Consider the following 17,141-nt stretch of genomic DNA (forward strand, 5'->3'; position numbering starts at 1 on the left):
TCCAAAACCGACATTTTTCGGCATGTTTGGAGGCTGATGTACACGAATGTGAAATCCACCGCCGCCCAAAAGCGCCTTCCTCATGTCTGGACTCTCTATGCTTACGCTGGATAGACATCGCCGGAACGGGTATAGTAGCGAAAGTTTTGTCGTTAACCAGCGGGGGAGTCCTGTGGGCATCAAAAAGAAGATCAAAAAGGAGCTTATCGGCACTTCCGATTACCCGTCGAATAAGATCTTTACGATCTCCAATTTCATCACCTTTACGCGCCTGATCCTCACCCTGGTATTTCTGTACCTGTTTGTGACGGATAACAACCGCGTCATCGCCATCGTTATCTACGCCGTTGCCGCCTCCACCGACTGGATGGACGGTCAGATCGCTCGCATGACTAAGACGGTCTCGTGGCTCGGCAAGGTCATGGATCCCATTTGTGACCGTGCGCTGCTGTTCACTGGCGTACTTGGGCTGGTGGTCCGCGGAGAGCTGCCCATCTGGGTCTGCGTGCTCATTATTGGCCGCGACATCTATCTGGGCATCGGCACGCTTATCGTGCGTCATTATCACCGTCGCCCCATCGATGTCGTCTTTCCCGGAAAGATTGCCACTGCACTGCTCATGACCGGCTTCTCGCTCATGCTGCTCGGGTTCCCCGTTATTGACGGCCTGCATCTTTTACCTTCAACCCTCACGGCCTTCCCGGGCCTCAACGGAAGCTCGGTGCCCCTCGGCATCTTCTTTGTGTACGGCGGCGTGATCTTCTCCATGCTCACGGCTATCATCTATTCCATTAAGGGCGGAGTGGCCATTAAACAGGCTCTCGCGCATCCCGAGGACGAGGACATCGACTTTCTGAACCCTGAAATCGAAGACTGATTCGTTGGGGTATGATTACGTACGGTTCATTATTTGCGGCACGTCCGCGATAAGTTAGGGGTTGTCATGGACAACATGGTTAACAATATGCCTCAGAATGATAAGACTGCTGACGCTACCTGCGTATTCCGGGTGCCTTCAAGCGACGTCACCGTTCCCGACCTCATGGCCAACGTGCGCATCACCGCCCCCGTTCTGTCCATCGTCAAGGGTCCGCAAACTGGTGCCGCCTTTGAGCTCGAGGACGAGGTGACCACCATCGGCCGCGATCCTGCGAACGGCATATTCCTCAATGACATGACCGTTTCGCGCAGCCACGCGCGCATTATCCGCGAGGGTCTCGGCGCTCGCATCGAGGACCTGGGCTCGCTCAATGGCACCTGGGTCGACGGTGCCATCGTCAATGCAGCCCCGCTGCACGACGGTTCTTCCGTCCAGATCGGTACGTTTACGCTCATCTACCACGAGAGCACGCCGGAGCGCATCGAAACCGGTGAGTAGGGCATGGCCGAACGCAACTATCTGAGTATCGGCCAAGTCGTCAACCTACTTCGAGGCGCATACCCCGATCTTTCGAACTCAAAAATTAGATTTCTAGAAGATGAGGGGCTCATTACCCCTCATCGTACGCCTAAGGGATACCGTCAGTACTCTAAGGAGGACGTTGATCGCCTGGAGGTCATCCTGCACTTGCAGAAGACCCGCTACATGCCGCTCAACGTGATTAAGCAGCGCTTGGAAAACGCCACGGACCTGTCAACGCTCGCTTACGAGGTGGGCTTGCTGTCCGATGTTCCGCTCAAGACGGAGCCCAAGGAGACTAAGCAAAAGCTGCATCCCATCGAGACCATTCCCGATATGCTGGGCGTCGAGATTTCGTTTATCCGCTCGCTCGCCGAGAACGACCTCATTCGCATCATCAAGAGTCCGCAGAATCGTGAGCTCGTCGATGGTCGCGATTTTCCAATCATCCGCTACTGCTCCGAGCTGTCACGCTTCCATATCGAGCCCCGCAACCTGCGTCAGTACGTGTCTTCCGCCAACCGCGAGTCCTCAATGTTTGAGCAGGTGCTCGTGAGCATGCTCGGAATGGATACCTCCGATGACGAGCGCGATGCCAAGCTCGAGCGTGCGTTTAAGAAGCTTCACGACCTGACGGAGGGCGTGCACACCGCGCTGCTCAAGAACCGCGTTTTTGAGTCGCTCAACGCCGTGGTCGAGGACGCCGACATCGATGCACTCGATGAGGAAATTGCTCGCTCCGAGTCCACCAAGGCCAAAAACGAAGAAACTACCGCGCCGGCTTCGAACGAGGATTCTCTCGTAAAGCCGCTCAAGGTCGTCGCCCCTTCGCAATCCGGCACCGTCACCGCGGGAAAATAACCGCTGCTGATATTTCGGCAACCCATTGAAAGGTCATGCAATGTACGACTTCGAATCTCAAATCGTCGACATCCCCGACTATCCCGAGCCCGGAGTCATCTTCAAAGACATCACGCCGCTCTTTGGCAACCCCGAGGCGCTCAAAGCCATGACCGATGCCCTCGCCGAGCACTTTGCCGGCATGGGAATCACCAAGGTCGTGGGTCCCGAGGCTCGCGGCTTTATGGTGGGCGTTCCCGTGGCTGTCGCTCTGGGCGCCGGCTTTGTTCCCGCCCGTAAACCGGGCAAGCTGCCCCGCAAGACGGTGAGCCAGAGCTATGAGCTCGAATACGGCACCGACTCTATCGAGATCCATGCCGATGCCATTACCTCTAAAGATACCGTGTTGATTCTGGACGACTTGGTCGCGACGGGCGGAACCGTCGAGGCAACAGGTAAACTTGTGCGAGATATGGGCGCAAAGCTTGTGGGCTACGGGTGTATCCTTGAGCTTGCGTTTCTCAACCCGCGCGAGAAGCTCACGCCGTCTGATGACGATGTGGAGCTCTTTAGCCTGGTGACGGTAGACTAGCCATTACCCTTAGTTACTGGAAAGGAAGCCACATGCGCACAGCAAACACGCACAAAAACATGGCACGCTGCGCTGCTACGGCAACCCTCGCTTGTGTTTTGGGCTTGGGCCTCGCGGCTCCTGCCTACGCCGATACTGCATCCGACCTTGCCGCTGCTCGTACGAAACTCGAGCAGATCGGCACCCAAACCCAGCAGATTTACGATGAGCTTGCCACGCAGACGCAGGCGCTCGATCAGACTGCCGGCGAGATCACGCAAAAGCAGCAGGAGATCGCCGATGGTCAGGCCAAGCTCTCGACCTATGTCGCCGGCGAGTACAAAACCGGCGGTCTGAGTCTCCTTCAGGTTCTGACGGGCGTCGACGATCTGGGCGACATGCTCAACCGTCTCTTCTACTACGGCAAGGTGTCCGACAAGCAGGCCCAGACCATTCAGGAGGTCAAGGACCTTAAGCAGCAGCTCACCGATAAGCAGACCGAGCAGGAGAAGAACGTCGCCGCGACGCAGAAGAAGGTCGACGAGCTCAATGCCCAGCAGGCTGAGGCCCAGAGTGTCGTGAACTCCCTGGATTCACAGTTGCAGGCCGAGCTTGCTGCCGAGGCCGAGGCCAACGCCGCGCTGCAGGCTGGCATTAATGCTAGCACCGCCGAAAAGGCCACGGTGAGCAACGACACCGCCGGTACGACCGAGAACACCAACAATGGCGGCCAGACCAACAATAACAACAACCAGGGCGGCAACACGCCGGCTCCCGCACCGAAGCCTGCCCCCACGCCCGCTCCGGCTCCCACGCCTTCAGCACCGAGTCAGTCTGTTGATGGTGGCTCCGTTGTTTCGCGCGCCTACAGCAAGCTCGGCTATGCGTATTCTTGGGGCGGCATTGGACCGAACAGCTTTGACTGCTCCGGTTTTGTAAGCTATTGCCTCACGGGACGCTACTGCCGTCTGGGCACCACGGTCGACTTCATGGGTTGGACCCGTGTGTCCGATCCGCAACCCGGCGATGTTGTGGTTAACTCCTACCATACCGGCATTTATATCGGTAATGGTCAGATGATCCATGCTTCCGACTACAAAACGGGCGTCATCATCAGCTCCGTTGCCGCTGGCATGAACAACAATTACATTTTCGTGCGCTACTAATTTCTTACTGCAGCGAACGAACGTGGGCCTCGCGATCTTAAGTCACGAGGCCCATTCTTTTTGCCCCTACCGTTTGCCTTAAGATCAGGGTTGATTTTCAATCTCAACGCAACAGCCTGAACGGGCCCCGCGTTTCCGCAGCTAGCGCAACGCGGAAATAGCCCCCGGCACCTGCTCGTCGCCTCGTTTCCGCAGGTGGAGAGGCTGTGGAGGCCGGTGCCCCCATGCCGCCGCCGCATGCTCCGCCAGCCCGCCGCGCAGCCGTTCCGGACTCAGCGCAACGGGCCCTCCGGCCCATGTCCCGGCCCGCCGCCTATCCCGCCAGCGGCCCCTCGCCCCTCGCGGCCCTGGCCCTGTCGATGCAGCCGGGCGTGAGGTCGAGCTCGCCGGGCGCCAGCTCCTCTATCCCGAACGCGTCCATGAGGGCGGAGGCGTCCTCCCCGAGGGCCGCCCGCAGCACGCGCGCCGGCGTCAGGAACCCGAGCGCCCCCCTCGGCTCGGAGTTCACCTGCGACATGAGCAGCGCGCAGTCCGCCGCCGTCAGCCGGTCGAACCTGGCCCCTGCGCCCTTGGGCAGCAGCTTCCTGATCTCCACGTGGTTCTTCTCGCACGCGCCCTTCTGCTGGCTCTGCCGGGGGTCGCAGTAGAAGAGCCTGGTCTCGCCGTCCCGCTCGCCGAACAGCGCCGCGATGGCGCCCTCGTCGGCGAACTCGCTCCCGTTGTCGGTGAGCACGGCGCCGAAGGCGCGCCTCGCGCCGTCCTCGCCGAGGACCCCGCGCAGGGAGGAGAGCGCCGCCAGGACCGAGGCGCACGTGCCGTCCGGCAGCGGCAGGGCCAGCTGGAAGCGGCTCGGGCGGTGCAGGAGCGTGAGGAGCCTGGCGGAGTCGCCCCTGGGGCCCTCGACGGTGTCCATCTCCCAGGCCGCGGCGCAGGCGTCCTCGCCGAGCGCGAGGAACGACGCGTGCGACCTGCGCGCCGAGTGGGACGTCGCCCTCTTCGGGGCCCGGCGCGACCTCGGCCTGTAGCCGACCTTGCGCCTGAGCTCCATGTTCGTCATGCCGTCGTAGCCGGCGTCCACCCACCTGTAGACGGTGGAGGCGCTGAGCCCGGGGGTCGTCGCCGCTATCTGCTGCGGGGAGAGCCCGCGCGCGAGCCCGTCCCTGATGGCCGCTAGCTTGGCGGCGGCGCCCTCCTCGGTCTCGTCGATCCCGGACCTGCTCGCCGAGAGCTCGGCGTCGGCCGCCTCCTGCGCCCTCCTGGCGCTGTAGAACACCCTGGGCCTCCTCGAGCAGCCGTAGCCCCTCCTGTGCGAGCAGCCGTTGCAGCACCTCGGCCACGCGGAGAGCCTGGGGCAGGCCCCCGACAGGTCCGCGGGCGCGGGCTCGCCGTAGCGCGAGCGCGGCGCGGTGACGTAGCGGTGCGCCGCCACCTCCCTGGTCACGGTCGACGGCGACCTGCCGAGCTCCGCGGCGATCTCGCGGGCGCTGCGGTTGCGGTCGAGCATCCTCTCGACCGTGTTCCTCTCGTGCCTCGTGAGCCTCCCGTACGACCTTCCGGACGGCTTGGGTCTGGACATGCCGGCCTCCCTCCATCGCGGGCCGGGGGATTCCGGCCCCTCTGGGGTTGCCTACCCGGATTCGCGCCTCAGGACTCAGCGCAACGCGTTGCGCTGAGTCCTGAGGCTGTTGCAATGAAAATGAGAATCAAGGGCCTTAAGATCAGTACGGCTATCTAGTATTCAAAACTAGATAGCCGTCCAATTGATGAGAAAGACGGCTATAATTGTTGAGGAACAAATAGAAAGGACCCTCAATGAGCTGGGCGCTTATCTCCGATTCGAGCTGCAATCTTCGCGATTGGCAGCCAACCGCACCTCATACCACCTTTGCATTTGCACCCCTTAAGATCCGAGTGGGGGAGCGTGAATTCGTTGACGACCTCTCGCTCGATGTTCACGAGCTTAATGTTGCCATTCAATCGGAAGCCGGCGCATCATCGAGCGCCTGCCCAAGCGTAGGGGAGTGGGCTGAGCTCTTTAAGCTCGCTGACAAGACGATTTGCATGCCCATCTCCGATGGCGTCTCGGGAAGCTACAATGCCGCGGCCACCGCGCGTGACATGGTGCTTGCCGAAGAGCCCAACCGTCAGATTCATTTGGTTAACTCGCGAGCCGCAGGTGGCAAAATGGATCTGATCTTCTTGCTGTTCGACCGCTATCTTACGAGCAACCCGGATGCCTCCTTTGAGGACGCCTGCGCTTACTTCGATAGCTTGGAGCAGAACAGCAAGATCCTCTTTAGTTTGTGCAACTACGAAAACCTTGCGAAGGCCGGACGTATCCCTAAGGCGGCCGGCGTTATTGCTAACAAGCTCAATATCCGCATTTTGGGCACGGCGAGCGAAGCGGGCAAAATTGAACTCGTTGGGCACACCCGTGGCGAAAAGAAGATGCTTGGCAAGATTGTCGATACCATGGAGGCCGAAGGCTTTACCGGCGGTGAGGTCGTTATCGACCATGTTGAGAATGAGGCGGGCGCCCAGGCACTTGCCAGCCGCATTGTGGAGCATTGGCCCGGCTCCAAGACGATTATCATGCCCTGTAACGGGCTAGATTCATACTATGCCGAGATGCATGGGCTCATTATCGGCTACGGCATGGGCGTGGCTTCGGGCCAATAAAGTCCAACCAATCAAAAGCACGGGCGGGACAAAGTGACAGATGGCTCTTTGTCCCGCCCGTACTATACGTCAACTAGCTATTAAACCCATTGAACTTGAGATAGCTCATCAGATACGCCTTCGAAACAAAGGACGATACCGCACTGCGCACGAGCAGCGATTCGCGCGTAACCTGATGTGCGGTATCGGGCACGGGAGTCTGCTCAACAGAAAACGCCGCACGAATCGATGCCTCGAGCTGATCGACAACATAATCGAAAGCCGTCGGAGCGTCGTAGCTCAAGCGCTGAATATTAAAGAGCGCCTGAACCGCAGCGATGGGCAGCACCTGCTTAAAGATGCAGATAGCGATCAGGCGGGCAATCTGCTCGCGGCCATATTGCTTTTTGACCGGAGCAGGCACCAGGCCGACCTTCACGTAGTTATTGATCATCGATGGCGTGATAACGGGTTGCTCTACGCAAATCGAAAGCGGCTCCATCCACAGCGCAACATATTCAATAACCTGATCGCGATAGAGCGTTACGTTGGGCAGCTGGTCATAGCGTGGCAGGCTCAACGCGTTGAGTTTACCCACCATATCGGACTGAATAAATGCATCCGGCAGAACCGTCGGCTGAATATCCTCCGGCTTAATGCTGACCGACGAATCGGACATCGGAATAACGTATTTAGCGTGGTTCATAAGAGGCCTCCGTTCGTTTTCTATATTGTATTCTAGGTTATCTAGTTTTGCATACCACATAGTCGCCAAGTAAAAGTGGTTGGACAGCACATTGATGCACCGTCCAACCACTTTGTGTAAAGATAGCAACCTTACATAAGATATATTATCGTACTTATCCACGGAGAAACGCGTATACGCTCGTTGCCGCTATGGCTCCATCAGAAACGGCAGTCACAACCTGGCGTAAACGCTTGGAACGGATGTCGCCAGCGGCAAATAGACCTGGCGTGCGGGTCGCCATGGAATCATCAGTAACAATACCGCCGTCCGGCGCCAGATCGACTAGATGCTCAACGAGCTCGGAATGGGGCTGCGTTCCGGTAAAGACAAAGATACCAAACGAGCCAGGGACAAATGACTCGGTGTGAGTTTCCCCGGATGCATTGTCCTTAAAGGTAATCGTCGTTGGCATGGCTTCGCCCGAGAGCTCGACAATACTAGTTTGGTACCTAACTGAAATATTATCTTTTGCAAGAACTTTTTGAACCACACCATCGGGGGCACGGAACTGATCGCGGCGCAAAACGATGGTCACGCTGCTGGCGATTTCTGACAAGAACAGAGCTTCCTCGCAGGCAGCATTGCCGCCGCCGATGACAAAAACCTGCTTGCCGCGAAAGAACATGCCGTCGCACGTCGCGCAATACGAAACGCCGCGACCGCGATACGCATCCTCGCCAACAAAACCAGCAGATCGCGGCGTGGCACCCATGCAAGCGATAACGCTCGAGGCCGACGTATCGCCCAAATCGTGATGCACCGTAAACAGCGCTGCATCGGCATCGTAATCGATACCCGTAACCATGCTCCATGTAACCTGTGCTCCCAGGCCCTCTGCATGCTGCTGAAAACGCTCACCGAGTTCGGCGCCACTCAAGAGCGGAATGCCCGGATAGTTCTCGACTTCATTGGTCGTGGCGATCTGCCCTCCCGACATGCCCTGTTCAATCACGGTCGTCGTTAGGTTGGAGCGCGCCGCATAAATGGCCGCAGCATAGCCCGCAGGGCCGCCACCGATAATCGCAACATCGATCGGCTGATGGGTAGTCATGAAGAGACCTCCTGTCGAAAGATTGGCGTTCTTTGCGCTCATACCCAAATTTACGTGAACATGACACTCATGCACTACAATGATAAATCGCGTAACAAAGCTGAAGGGGAGTTATCGATGGATCAAACGCAGATGAGCAATAGCGCTCCCCTGCCCATGCAAGCCACTCCCCAACCGGAGCAAATGACCGTTTCACCTGCACAAAAACCCCTAGTAACCATTGTGCACGCATCGGTTGGATCGGGCCACAAAGCCGCCGCCAACGCGATTGCACAAGCATTTGAACTTATCCGCGGCACCAAGGGAATCCCTGAGGATATTGAAATTGAAGTGCTCGATATCCTTGATTTTGGACGTATTAAATTCGACGGCAATAAGACCGCGGCTTCTTTTACGGGAGCCACACGCCCCATTTACGACCTGACCTGGCGATATACGCTTACGGGACATCTTCTCTGGGGTGGCGGCACGGCATGGTCGCGTATTATGTTCCCCGCCTTCAACGAATATATTCGTCGCCGCAGGCCTATAGCCGTGGTCGCAACGCACATCACAGCAGCCAATGTTGCCGTGGGCGCCCGCGTAATTACGGGTATCGATTACCCGGTCATCTGTGTGCCGACCGATTACGAAGTCGAAGGCTTTTGGCCCCACAAGGACACCGACCTATTCTGTGTAGCCAACGAGTTTATGGCCGAAACGCTGCGCCCGCGCAAGGTTCCCGAGTCAAAGATCCGCATAACGGGCATCCCCATCCGAGCCGGTTTCGATTCAGATTACAAACGCGAAGATGAGCTCAGCAAGTTCAATCTCCCCATAGACAAAACCGTCGTATTGGTGATGGCCGGTGCCAGTTTACCCCAACCATACGTGCGTTTCCGCGCCGCGATGGACCACACGCTCCCCTTCTTACGCAGCTTTGAGGACATGCACTTTGTCTTTTTACCGGGCAAGGATAAAGAATACGCCACCCGACTCAAGACGCTCTTCGACGCCATGAAGCTCGAAAACGTCACGGTTCTAGACTACGTGGACGACATGGCGGCCCTCATGCACGGCTGCGACCTGGCAATTCTCAAATCGGGCGGACTCACCGTCACCGAGTGCCTATGCGCACATCTGCCGATGATCCTGCTGGGCAAATCATACGGCCAGGAAAAGGCCAACACCACGATGCTCACCGGCATGGGCGCCAGCATGCACGTCACCACGGCACGAGAGCTCATCGTGACGTTGCGCCACCTGCACGACCATCCCGAATCACTCAAAGCCCTACTCATCAATGGCGAAGTACTACGCCGCCCCCGCGCAGCCGAAGACATCGCCATCGCCACGATGGAGCTCGTAGGCAAACCCCAAAAGCGCAAACGAGCCTTCTGCCGCTTCTACTGGGGCGGAAAACCCGCGCACATCCGCTAGCGTCTTAATTTCCGCTTGCCTGTGGGAGGCCCCTATATATCATCCCGTGCTCAAACATTCTCGCTTCGCTGCGAAACTGCGCGCGGGACGATATATAGGGGCCTCCCACAGGTAAGCTGCGTTTACGTACTAGCAGCTTTACCAGATTCCCCGCCACTAGAACCTGCAAAGGCGAAATCAGAAAATATGAATATAGTAAGCCGATGCGAGAAAGGAGGTGTCCCTTTATCGCATCGGCTTACTAGAAAGAAAGGCTTTTATTTTTCAAGCGAGTAACCGCCCGCCCGCCTCTCACACATATCGTTCCACGCGCAGTTTCGCAGCAAGCGAAGCGACGCGAGAATGTTTGAGCATGGAATGATATGTGTGAGAGGCGGGCGGGAGGGATACGAGCGCCCTAGGCGATGCCGCTGGAGCCGAAGCCTCCGTTGCCTCGGTCGGTTTTGTCTAGTTCTTCTACTTCTATGAGATTGACCGTGGGGACTTCTTGGATGACGAGTTGGGCTATGCGGTCGCCTTTGTTGATTTGGATGTCGTTGGTGGGATCCAGGTTGATGAGGATAACCTTAAGTTCTCCTCGGTAGTGGGCGTCGATGAGGCCCGGCGTATTGACTATAGACAGGCCCTGCTTGATGGCCAAACCGCTTCGGGGCTGGACGAAGCCGGCGTAGCCATCGGGCAGGGCGATGGCCAGCCCAGTAGAGACCAGACGGCGTTCGAAGGGCTTCAGAATGCAGTCCTCGTTGGAGCGCAAATCCAAGCCGGCATCGGTGGGATGGGCGTATTTGGGAAGCTCGACGGTGGGGTCGAGACGCTTTATGTTGACGGTAATGTTGGACATGGAATCACCTTAGCTTGTCGAGCTCTTGCAGAAACTCATCGACGTCTTTGAAATCGCGGTAGACCGAGGCAAAGCGGATGTACGCCACCTTGTCGATCTTGGCCAAGCGCTTGAGTACCATGTCACCCAACTCATGGGACGTAACGGCCGTCAGCGTGCGAGAGCGCAGCTCGACCTCGATGTCATCGATAATCTCATTGAGCTTCTTAGTGTCGATATCGCGCTTGATAGTGGCGCGCATCAAGCCGACGAGCAGCTTATTGCGATCGAACCGCTGCTTGGTTCCGTCCGACTTAATGACCTCGATTGGGTCTTCGCATCGTTCGAACGTTGTAAAGCGATAGTTACACGAGCAACATTCGCGGCGACGCTTAATGGTGTTATTTGACTCCTGCATACGGGAATCAACGACGCGGGTATGTGCCTTGCCGCATTTGGGACAGCGCATGGTACCTCCTCTTAAACGATAACAAGGGTACCATGCGCAGCGCGATAATGATTACGAACGAGCAGGAACCTTAAGATGCGCACCGGCGGCGAGCGAACCATGCTCCAGATGATTGACGTTACGGATCATGTCGGAAGTCTCTTGCGTGGAAAGGCCTTCGCTTGGATATTCCTCGGCAAGCGACCAAAGAGAATCACCAGACTGAACGCGAATGGTCTCATAGGTAACGTTGGAAACGGACTCGGCATACGCGGCGTGACGAGCGCTAAAGACCGACGTAGCGAGGACAAAGAAGAGCGTAAGCGCAACGGCAACGGCGACAATCGTCGGAACCTTCAGGGCAACGCGGCCCGGCGCGGCTACAGCCTGCTGATTGCGAGCAGGCTTTACGGTCAAAGGCTGAAAGCCGGAGCAGCCACCCTGAACAACCGTAAAAGTGTATTCTGCAGACGTCTCGAGCTTAAGGGCGAGGTTTCCCTGGACCATATTCGTTGCGTTCATCATGTTCTCCTCTCGCGTGTTTTGCTGAGAACAGTTTTATCAAGCCGCGCGGACAAAAATGTCTAGCGCGAGAACGAATGTTCGGTTATTATTATCTTCGAACAGTTGTTCCTGTCAACCAAAATTCGAACATTTGTTTGACATGGGTAGAGAGGATGCCCTGATGGCTCGCAAAATTACCAAGCGTCAGCAGCAAATTTACGACTTCATCAAGGAATATCAGCAGGAGAAGGGTTATCCGCCCAGCGTGCGCGAGATGGCTTCTGCCGTGGGCCTTTCCTCCCCCAGCACCGTGCACGCCCATCTATCTGCCCTGGAGGCGCGCGGGCTACTCAAGCGCGATGCCACCAAACCGCGCGCTCTGGAACTCTTTAACGAGGACGGTTCCTCTGTCTCAATTTCTAAATCTGACGAGACCACCGCACCTCGCGGAACGGTCTCACTACCGCTCGTTGGTCGCGTCGCGGCTGGGATTCCCATTCTGGCCGAGCAGAATATCGAAGACACATTTACTATCCCGACCGAAATCGCCACTGATCAGGGTTCCTTTATCCTTGAGGTGCATGGGAGCTCAATGATCAATGTCGGTATCTTCAATGGCGATTACATCATCGTCCGTGAACAAAAGAGTGCCATGAACGGCGAAATTGTCGTGGCTATGATTGATGGTTCAGCGACCGTCAAGACGTTCTACAAGGAGCAGGGACGCGTACGCCTGCAGCCTGAGAATGACACCATGGAGCCTATCTATGCAACGAATCCCGTTATCTTGGGCAAAGTCGTCGGCTTGATGCGCCGGTTCTCGTAATGCAAAAACGCATCACCATCTTTGATACCGTCCGCGGGCTTACGATGATTTCAATGGCAGGTTTTCACGCTTGCTACGATCTTGCCTACCTGTACGACTGGGATATGCCCTGGTTTACCCAGACTGTCTTTCAAGACATCTGGCGCGCCAGCATCAGCTGGGTATTTTTGTTTATCGCGGGTTGGATGTGCACCCTTTCGCGCAACAATATCAAACGTGCCGCCAAATACGCCTTAGCAGCACTCGTCGTCTGGTTGGCAACAACACTTGTCTCAGTTGACGATTCTGTTAATTTTGGCATCATCTACTGCATGGCCGCATGTACCGGCATCGTGGCGTTGACCGATCCCGTCCTTAAGAAGATATCGGCGAGATGGGGCATGTCCCTATGCCTTTTGTTGTTTGCCCTCACCTGGAGCATCCCCAAAACGATCTACCCTGTCCCCTACCTGGCGTGGCTGGGATTTCCGAGCCCTGGGTTTGTCTCAGGTGATTACTACCCCATCATCCCGTTTTTCTTTATGTATCTTGCAGGATACTTCGCCGCACACATAGCGAAGGGAATCGATAAGACCGTCCCTAGCTGGGCCTACGCCAATCCCATCCCGGAGCTCGCCAGCCTTGGACGTCACGCACTCCCCTTTTATCTACTGCATCAGCCCATTATTCTGGGCTTTTTGGAGCTCGTCTACTCGGTGCGATAACGCTTGAGCCGCGGCGCGATACGAGCCGGCAGCTTCGCAACAATACGAACGCCGCCCTCAAGATATTCCTCGTGCAAAAGGGTTCCCTGTTCATGCACCAGCGTGATGAGGGCGCCCTCGCGATACGGGATTTCAGCGGAGAGCAACACATCGGTGGCAGCCGCCTCGCGAGCAATACGGTCGACGAGATCGTCGAGTCCCTCGCCCGTCTGGGCCGAGAACAGCACGGCCTCGGGATAGCGACGACGGAAACTCAATCGATCAACGCTATCGAGAAGATCGATTTTATTGAACACCGTAAGCGTCAAACGCTCGCCGGCACCGATCTCGTCAAGAACGCGATCGACTGCCTCGAGCTGGCGCTCGTAGTCCTCGTCAGAGGCATCCACAACTTTAAGGATCAGATCGGCACCAAGAACCTCAGACAGCGTGGACTTAAAGGCATCAACGAGACCATGCGGTAGCTTTTGAATAAAGCCAACAGTATCGGTAATCGTCATGCCACGACCGCCGGGCAGGCGATACGAACGCGTCGTCGGGTCGAGCGTAGCAAACAGCTTGTCCTGCGAAAGCACCGTAGATCCGGTCAGACGATTGAGCAACGACGATTTACCCGCATTGGTATAACCGGCTAACGCGACGCGAAACGCCGGTGACTCAATGCGGCTCTTGGATTGAACATCGCGACGCTGTTCAACCTGCTTGAGCTCACGACGAAGCGCAGCGATCTTATTACGAATGAGGCGACGGTCGACCTCGAGCTGACTTTCGCCCTGACCAAAGCGTGAGCCGATGCCGCCGCGCGTCTGTTCCTTGGCGAGATGGCTCCACATGCCACGCAGACGAGGCAACAGATATTGAAGCTGTGCCAGCTGTACCTGTAGGCGTCCCTCACGCGTCTGAGCATGCAGGCCAAAAATATCCAAGATCAGTGCCGTACGATCGATAATCTTTACCGGCTCGCCCACGGCTTTCTCCAAATAGGATTGCTGCGAGGGCGTCAGGTCGTCGTCAAAAATAACGACATCGGCATCCATGCGATGCACCAGGCCGCACAGCTCTTCAACCTTACCGGAACCGATAAACGATTTAGGATACGGCTTTACCAAACGCTGTGACAAGCGTGCCACGCACTGGGCACCAGCCGTGTGGGTAAGACGCTCCAGCTCATCAAGCGAGCGATCGAGCGGCCATGCATTGTCGCGCCACTCAACACCAACTAATATGGCACGCTCGGGCTCGGGTGCCGTGGGAACAAGGGGGAAACGGGCCATTAGGCAGCCTCAATACGATGCAGGATGTCCTCAACGACCTCATCGATCGTAAACTCGTCCATATCAAACCACACGATACGGTCATCGCGCTTAAACCACGAAAGCTGACGTTTGGCATAGCGACGCGAACGCATCTTGATGAGTTCGCGAGCCTCATCCATAGAAATCACGCCATTGAAAGCATCAATGATCTCTTTATAGCCAATTGCCTGCATCGAAGTCAGGGCATCTCCCAGCCCCTGGTCCATAAGACCGCGAACCTCATCGACAAGACCCTGCTCAAACATCAGATCGACGCGCAGGTTAATGCGCTCGTAGAGCACCTCGCGATTGCGCGTCAGACCAAACCATAGAGCATGATAATGCTCGCGCGGAACACTAAACTGACTTTTTTGCTGTGCATAGGAAATACCATCATCATGCATCTCGAGCGCACGAATCACACGGCGCACATTATGGGGATGAATAACAGCAGCCGATTCTGGGTCGCGCTCGGCAAGCAGGGCATGCAGCTCTTCCTCGCCAATACGCTCGGCAAGCTCCTGATAGCCCATACGACGATCGTCCTCAAGTTCACCCGAGGGAAAGTCCATCTCATCGAGGGCGGCCTTGAGATACAGCCCCGTACCTCCGCAAAAAACCGGCAGGCAACCCGAACCAAGGAGACGTTCAACATGCGCGCGAGCGTCAGCCTGATAAAGCGCAGCAGAATATGCCACACCCGGCTCTACAATGTCGACGAGACGCAGCGGCACCGTACACTCATCGGGCGCCATCTTTGCGGTACCGATGTCCATGCCGCGATAGATTTGCATCGCATCGCACGACAGCACTTCGGACGAAAGACGAGCTGCCAAACGGTCGGCAACATCACTCTTACCAACCGCCGTCGGACCGACGATCGCAACGGCGGAAAGTCCTGCCCTGGGAGAAACCATTAGCGCGGCTCGCCCACAACGGAGCCGGACAAATACCAGGTCTTGGCAACGTCAACGTCAACATCAACGATCTTGCCAACAAGCTGATCGATGCTGTAACCCTCGGGGATAGGCGCATGCACGGTCTGATTCTTGGGACTCTTGCCCAGCAGGACCGCGTCGTTCTTTTTACTCGTTCCCTCAATGAGCGCCGGCACCACAGTATGAAGCTCACCCTGGTTATACTCGTGTGCCGTAGTCTCGATAACCTTAACCAGGCGGTTGAAACGCTCGAGAATAACCTCATGCGGCGTAGGATCGTCAATCTCTGCGGCCGGGGTACCGGCGCGCTTGGAATAGATGAAGGTATAGGCCTGAGCATAGCGGACCGTCTCGGCAAGTGAGAGCGTCTGCTCAAAGTCCTCTTCAGTCTCGCCCGGGAAGCCAACGATAATATCGGTCGAGAGCGCGATATCGGGCATGCGGTTGCGAATGCGATCGACCAGGCCCAGATAGTCCTCGCGTGTATAACGGCGATTCATCTCTTTGAGGATACGCGTGGAGCCCGACTGAACGGCCAAGTGAAGCTGCGGCATGACGGCGGGCGTCTCGGCCATGGCGTCGATGGTCTCGGGCAGCAGATCCTTAGGATGAGAAGAGGTAAAGAAGATGCGCTCCACACCCGTATCACCCACGGCACGCAGCAGATCGGCAAAACGCGGCTTGCCAAACAGATCGCGACCATATGAGTTAACGTTTTGGCCCAGCAGCGTAATCTCGCACACGCCCTGGCGCACCAAACCGGTCACCTCGTCGACAATTTCCTCGAAGGGGCGGCTCTTTTCGCGACCGCGCACGTACGGCACGATGCAATAGGTACAGAAATTATTGCAGCCCGTCATAATGGGCACCCAGGCGTGATACTGGGTCTCGCGATGCCACGGCATGCTCATGGCATCCGTATCCTCATGCTCATTGGTGCGGATATGACGCTTGCCATCAAGGAACGCCTCGGCAATGAGCTCTGCCACATGTGCGATGGAATGCGTACCAAAGATGACATTGACGTTATCGACGTTGGTGAGCAGGCCCTCGCCATCGCGCTGCGCGATGCAACCACCAACGGCAACCACACGCTTGCCCGAAGGCGAAGGCGGCAGGCTTTTACAGGAATTGCACTGGCCGTACAGGCGAGTATCGGCGGCCTCGCGCACGCAGCATGTCATGAAGACAACAATATCGGCATGCTCGGGATCGAGCGCCATGAGGCAACCATACGAATCGAGCAGACCGCTCACGCGCTCGGAGTCGTGCTGATTCATCTGGCAGCCAAAGGTGCGGATAAAGTAGGTTTTACCGGCAAGAATATCGCGTACGGAACGCTGGTCCATGTGCATAAGTCCTAACGATGGAGAGGGGGGGGCGAATCGAGGCAAGCAGAAGCTATGCCACAGGCTTAACATCATCCATGACGACGTTATCCATAGCAGCTCGATTGATCTGGTGAACGTAGATAGAAAGGCGAATGGCCGTGCGCGACTCCCCGTTAATGAGGATGTCGGAGAACACGGGCGCGCAGGAAATATCAAAACCGGTTGGAATCAAAAAACCGCGCGCGATAGCCACGGCCTTAATGGCCTGGTTGACAGCACCAGCGCCGACACACTGGATGTTGACGGGTACACCATCCTTGACCATGCCGGCGATGGCGCCGGCAACGGACGCGGGCGATGATTTGCTTGATACCTTCAGGCAATCCATGAAGAAACTCCTGCGTTTAAAAGTACGTTTTAACT

Annotated in this window: 19 protein-coding genes; 9 read left to right on the forward strand and 10 right to left on the reverse strand. The window is 56.9% G+C overall.

Annotation, left to right across the window (positions count from 1 at the left end; translation table 11 throughout):
* Positions 1-172: 172 nt before the first annotated feature.
* From LCQ44_RS08575 to LCQ44_RS08595, 5 genes are all read left to right on the forward strand, one after another.
* On the forward strand, positions 173-877 hold the full coding sequence (locus LCQ44_RS08575) for a CDP-alcohol phosphatidyltransferase family protein (protein ID WP_225093609.1): 705 nt from the start codon (positions 173-175) through the stop codon (positions 875-877).
* Between the two features lie 66 nt (positions 878-943).
* Entirely contained in the window at positions 944-1,378 is a 435-nt protein-coding gene (locus LCQ44_RS08580; protein ID WP_084591850.1) for an FHA domain-containing protein, read from the forward strand.
* Between the two features lie 3 nt (positions 1,379-1,381).
* A complete protein-coding gene (gene ftsR, locus LCQ44_RS08585) occupies positions 1,382-2,260 on the forward strand; it encodes a transcriptional regulator FtsR (RefSeq protein ID WP_117637276.1) in 879 nt (292 codons plus the stop codon).
* Between the two features lie 40 nt (positions 2,261-2,300).
* Complete coding sequence (locus LCQ44_RS08590) at positions 2,301-2,831, forward strand: adenine phosphoribosyltransferase (protein ID WP_099431774.1); 531 nt, start codon at positions 2,301-2,303, stop codon at positions 2,829-2,831.
* A 32-nt stretch (positions 2,832-2,863) separates the two neighbouring features.
* Positions 2,864-3,976 (forward strand): C40 family peptidase, encoded by a 1,113-nt coding sequence (locus LCQ44_RS08595; RefSeq protein WP_225093610.1) that lies wholly within the window; start codon positions 2,864-2,866, stop codon positions 3,974-3,976.
* Positions 3,977-4,289: 313 nt separating this feature from the next.
* On the opposite strand, the gene LCQ44_RS08600 is transcribed toward LCQ44_RS08595, so the two are convergent.
* Positions 4,290-5,552, reverse strand: a complete 1,263-nt coding sequence (locus tag LCQ44_RS08600) for an IS30 family transposase (RefSeq protein ID WP_225093555.1) — start codon at positions 5,550-5,552, stop codon at positions 4,290-4,292.
* Between the two features lie 236 nt (positions 5,553-5,788).
* Between LCQ44_RS08600 and LCQ44_RS08605 the strand changes: the two genes are divergently transcribed.
* Positions 5,789-6,655, forward strand: coding sequence for a DegV family protein (locus LCQ44_RS08605; protein WP_225093611.1), 867 nt, complete (start codon positions 5,789-5,791; stop codon positions 6,653-6,655).
* A 73-nt stretch (positions 6,656-6,728) separates the two neighbouring features.
* On the opposite strand, the gene LCQ44_RS08610 is transcribed toward LCQ44_RS08605, so the two are convergent.
* Positions 6,729-7,340, reverse strand: a complete 612-nt coding sequence (locus tag LCQ44_RS08610; protein WP_225093612.1) for a DUF1836 domain-containing protein — start codon at positions 7,338-7,340, stop codon at positions 6,729-6,731.
* Between the two features lie 154 nt (positions 7,341-7,494).
* Positions 7,495-8,433 (reverse strand): NAD(P)/FAD-dependent oxidoreductase, encoded by a 939-nt coding sequence (locus tag LCQ44_RS08615; RefSeq protein ID WP_138112617.1) that lies wholly within the window; start codon positions 8,431-8,433, stop codon positions 7,495-7,497.
* A gap of 117 nt (positions 8,434-8,550) precedes the next feature.
* On the opposite strand from LCQ44_RS08615, the gene LCQ44_RS08620 reads away from it, so the two are divergent.
* The gene (locus LCQ44_RS08620; RefSeq protein WP_225093613.1) at positions 8,551-9,852 is read left to right on the forward strand and encodes an MGDG synthase family glycosyltransferase; all 1,302 of its coding nucleotides are present in this window, start codon (positions 8,551-8,553) and stop codon (positions 9,850-9,852) included.
* A gap of 397 nt (positions 9,853-10,249) precedes the next feature.
* On the opposite strand, the gene dut is transcribed toward LCQ44_RS08620, so the two are convergent.
* The 3 genes from dut to LCQ44_RS08635 are packed head-to-tail and all read right to left on the reverse strand — an operon-like array spanning position 10,250 to position 11,645.
* The gene (gene dut, locus LCQ44_RS08625; RefSeq protein WP_225093614.1) at positions 10,250-10,693 is read right to left on the reverse strand and encodes a dUTP diphosphatase; all 444 of its coding nucleotides are present in this window, start codon (positions 10,691-10,693) and stop codon (positions 10,250-10,252) included.
* 4 nt (positions 10,694-10,697) lie between these two features.
* Positions 10,698-11,141, reverse strand: coding sequence for a transcriptional regulator NrdR (nrdR, locus tag LCQ44_RS08630; protein WP_022093781.1), 444 nt, complete (start codon positions 11,139-11,141; stop codon positions 10,698-10,700).
* A 51-nt stretch (positions 11,142-11,192) separates the two neighbouring features.
* Positions 11,193-11,645, reverse strand: a complete 453-nt coding sequence (locus LCQ44_RS08635) for a LysM peptidoglycan-binding domain-containing protein (protein WP_225093615.1) — start codon at positions 11,643-11,645, stop codon at positions 11,193-11,195.
* A 160-nt stretch (positions 11,646-11,805) separates the two neighbouring features.
* Between LCQ44_RS08635 and lexA the strand changes: the two genes are divergently transcribed.
* The gene (lexA, locus tag LCQ44_RS08640; protein WP_138374200.1) at positions 11,806-12,450 is read left to right on the forward strand and encodes a transcriptional repressor LexA; all 645 of its coding nucleotides are present in this window, start codon (positions 11,806-11,808) and stop codon (positions 12,448-12,450) included.
* The gene (locus tag LCQ44_RS08645) at positions 12,450-13,154 is read left to right on the forward strand and encodes a heparan-alpha-glucosaminide N-acetyltransferase (RefSeq protein WP_138112623.1); all 705 of its coding nucleotides are present in this window, start codon (positions 12,450-12,452) and stop codon (positions 13,152-13,154) included. Before lexA ends, LCQ44_RS08645 begins: the two co-directional genes overlap by 1 nt.
* Here LCQ44_RS08645 and hflX read toward each other — a convergent pair.
* From hflX to LCQ44_RS08665, 4 genes are read right to left on the reverse strand one after another with little or no spacing between them, the layout of a single operon-like run.
* Positions 13,139-14,428: a GTPase HflX gene (gene hflX / locus LCQ44_RS08650; protein WP_138112625.1), complete on the reverse strand. Its 1,290-nt coding sequence runs from the start codon at positions 14,426-14,428 to the stop codon at positions 13,139-13,141. The genes LCQ44_RS08645 and hflX overlap by 16 nt on opposite strands.
* Complete coding sequence (gene miaA / locus LCQ44_RS08655; protein WP_225093616.1) at positions 14,428-15,366, reverse strand: tRNA (adenosine(37)-N6)-dimethylallyltransferase MiaA; 939 nt, start codon at positions 15,364-15,366, stop codon at positions 14,428-14,430. The genes hflX and miaA overlap by 1 nt, the downstream gene beginning before the upstream one ends.
* Positions 15,366-16,736: a tRNA (N6-isopentenyl adenosine(37)-C2)-methylthiotransferase MiaB gene (gene miaB / locus LCQ44_RS08660; protein ID WP_225093617.1), complete on the reverse strand. Its 1,371-nt coding sequence runs from the start codon at positions 16,734-16,736 to the stop codon at positions 15,366-15,368. Before miaB ends, miaA begins: the two co-directional genes overlap by 1 nt.
* A gap of 52 nt (positions 16,737-16,788) precedes the next feature.
* Positions 16,789-17,106 (reverse strand): stage V sporulation protein S, encoded by a 318-nt coding sequence (locus LCQ44_RS08665; protein WP_006235982.1) that lies wholly within the window; start codon positions 17,104-17,106, stop codon positions 16,789-16,791.
* Positions 17,107-17,141 lie beyond the last annotated feature (35 nt).

The organism is Collinsella aerofaciens, from assembly GCF_020181355.1.
Taxonomy (GTDB): domain Bacteria; phylum Actinomycetota; class Coriobacteriia; order Coriobacteriales; family Coriobacteriaceae; genus Collinsella.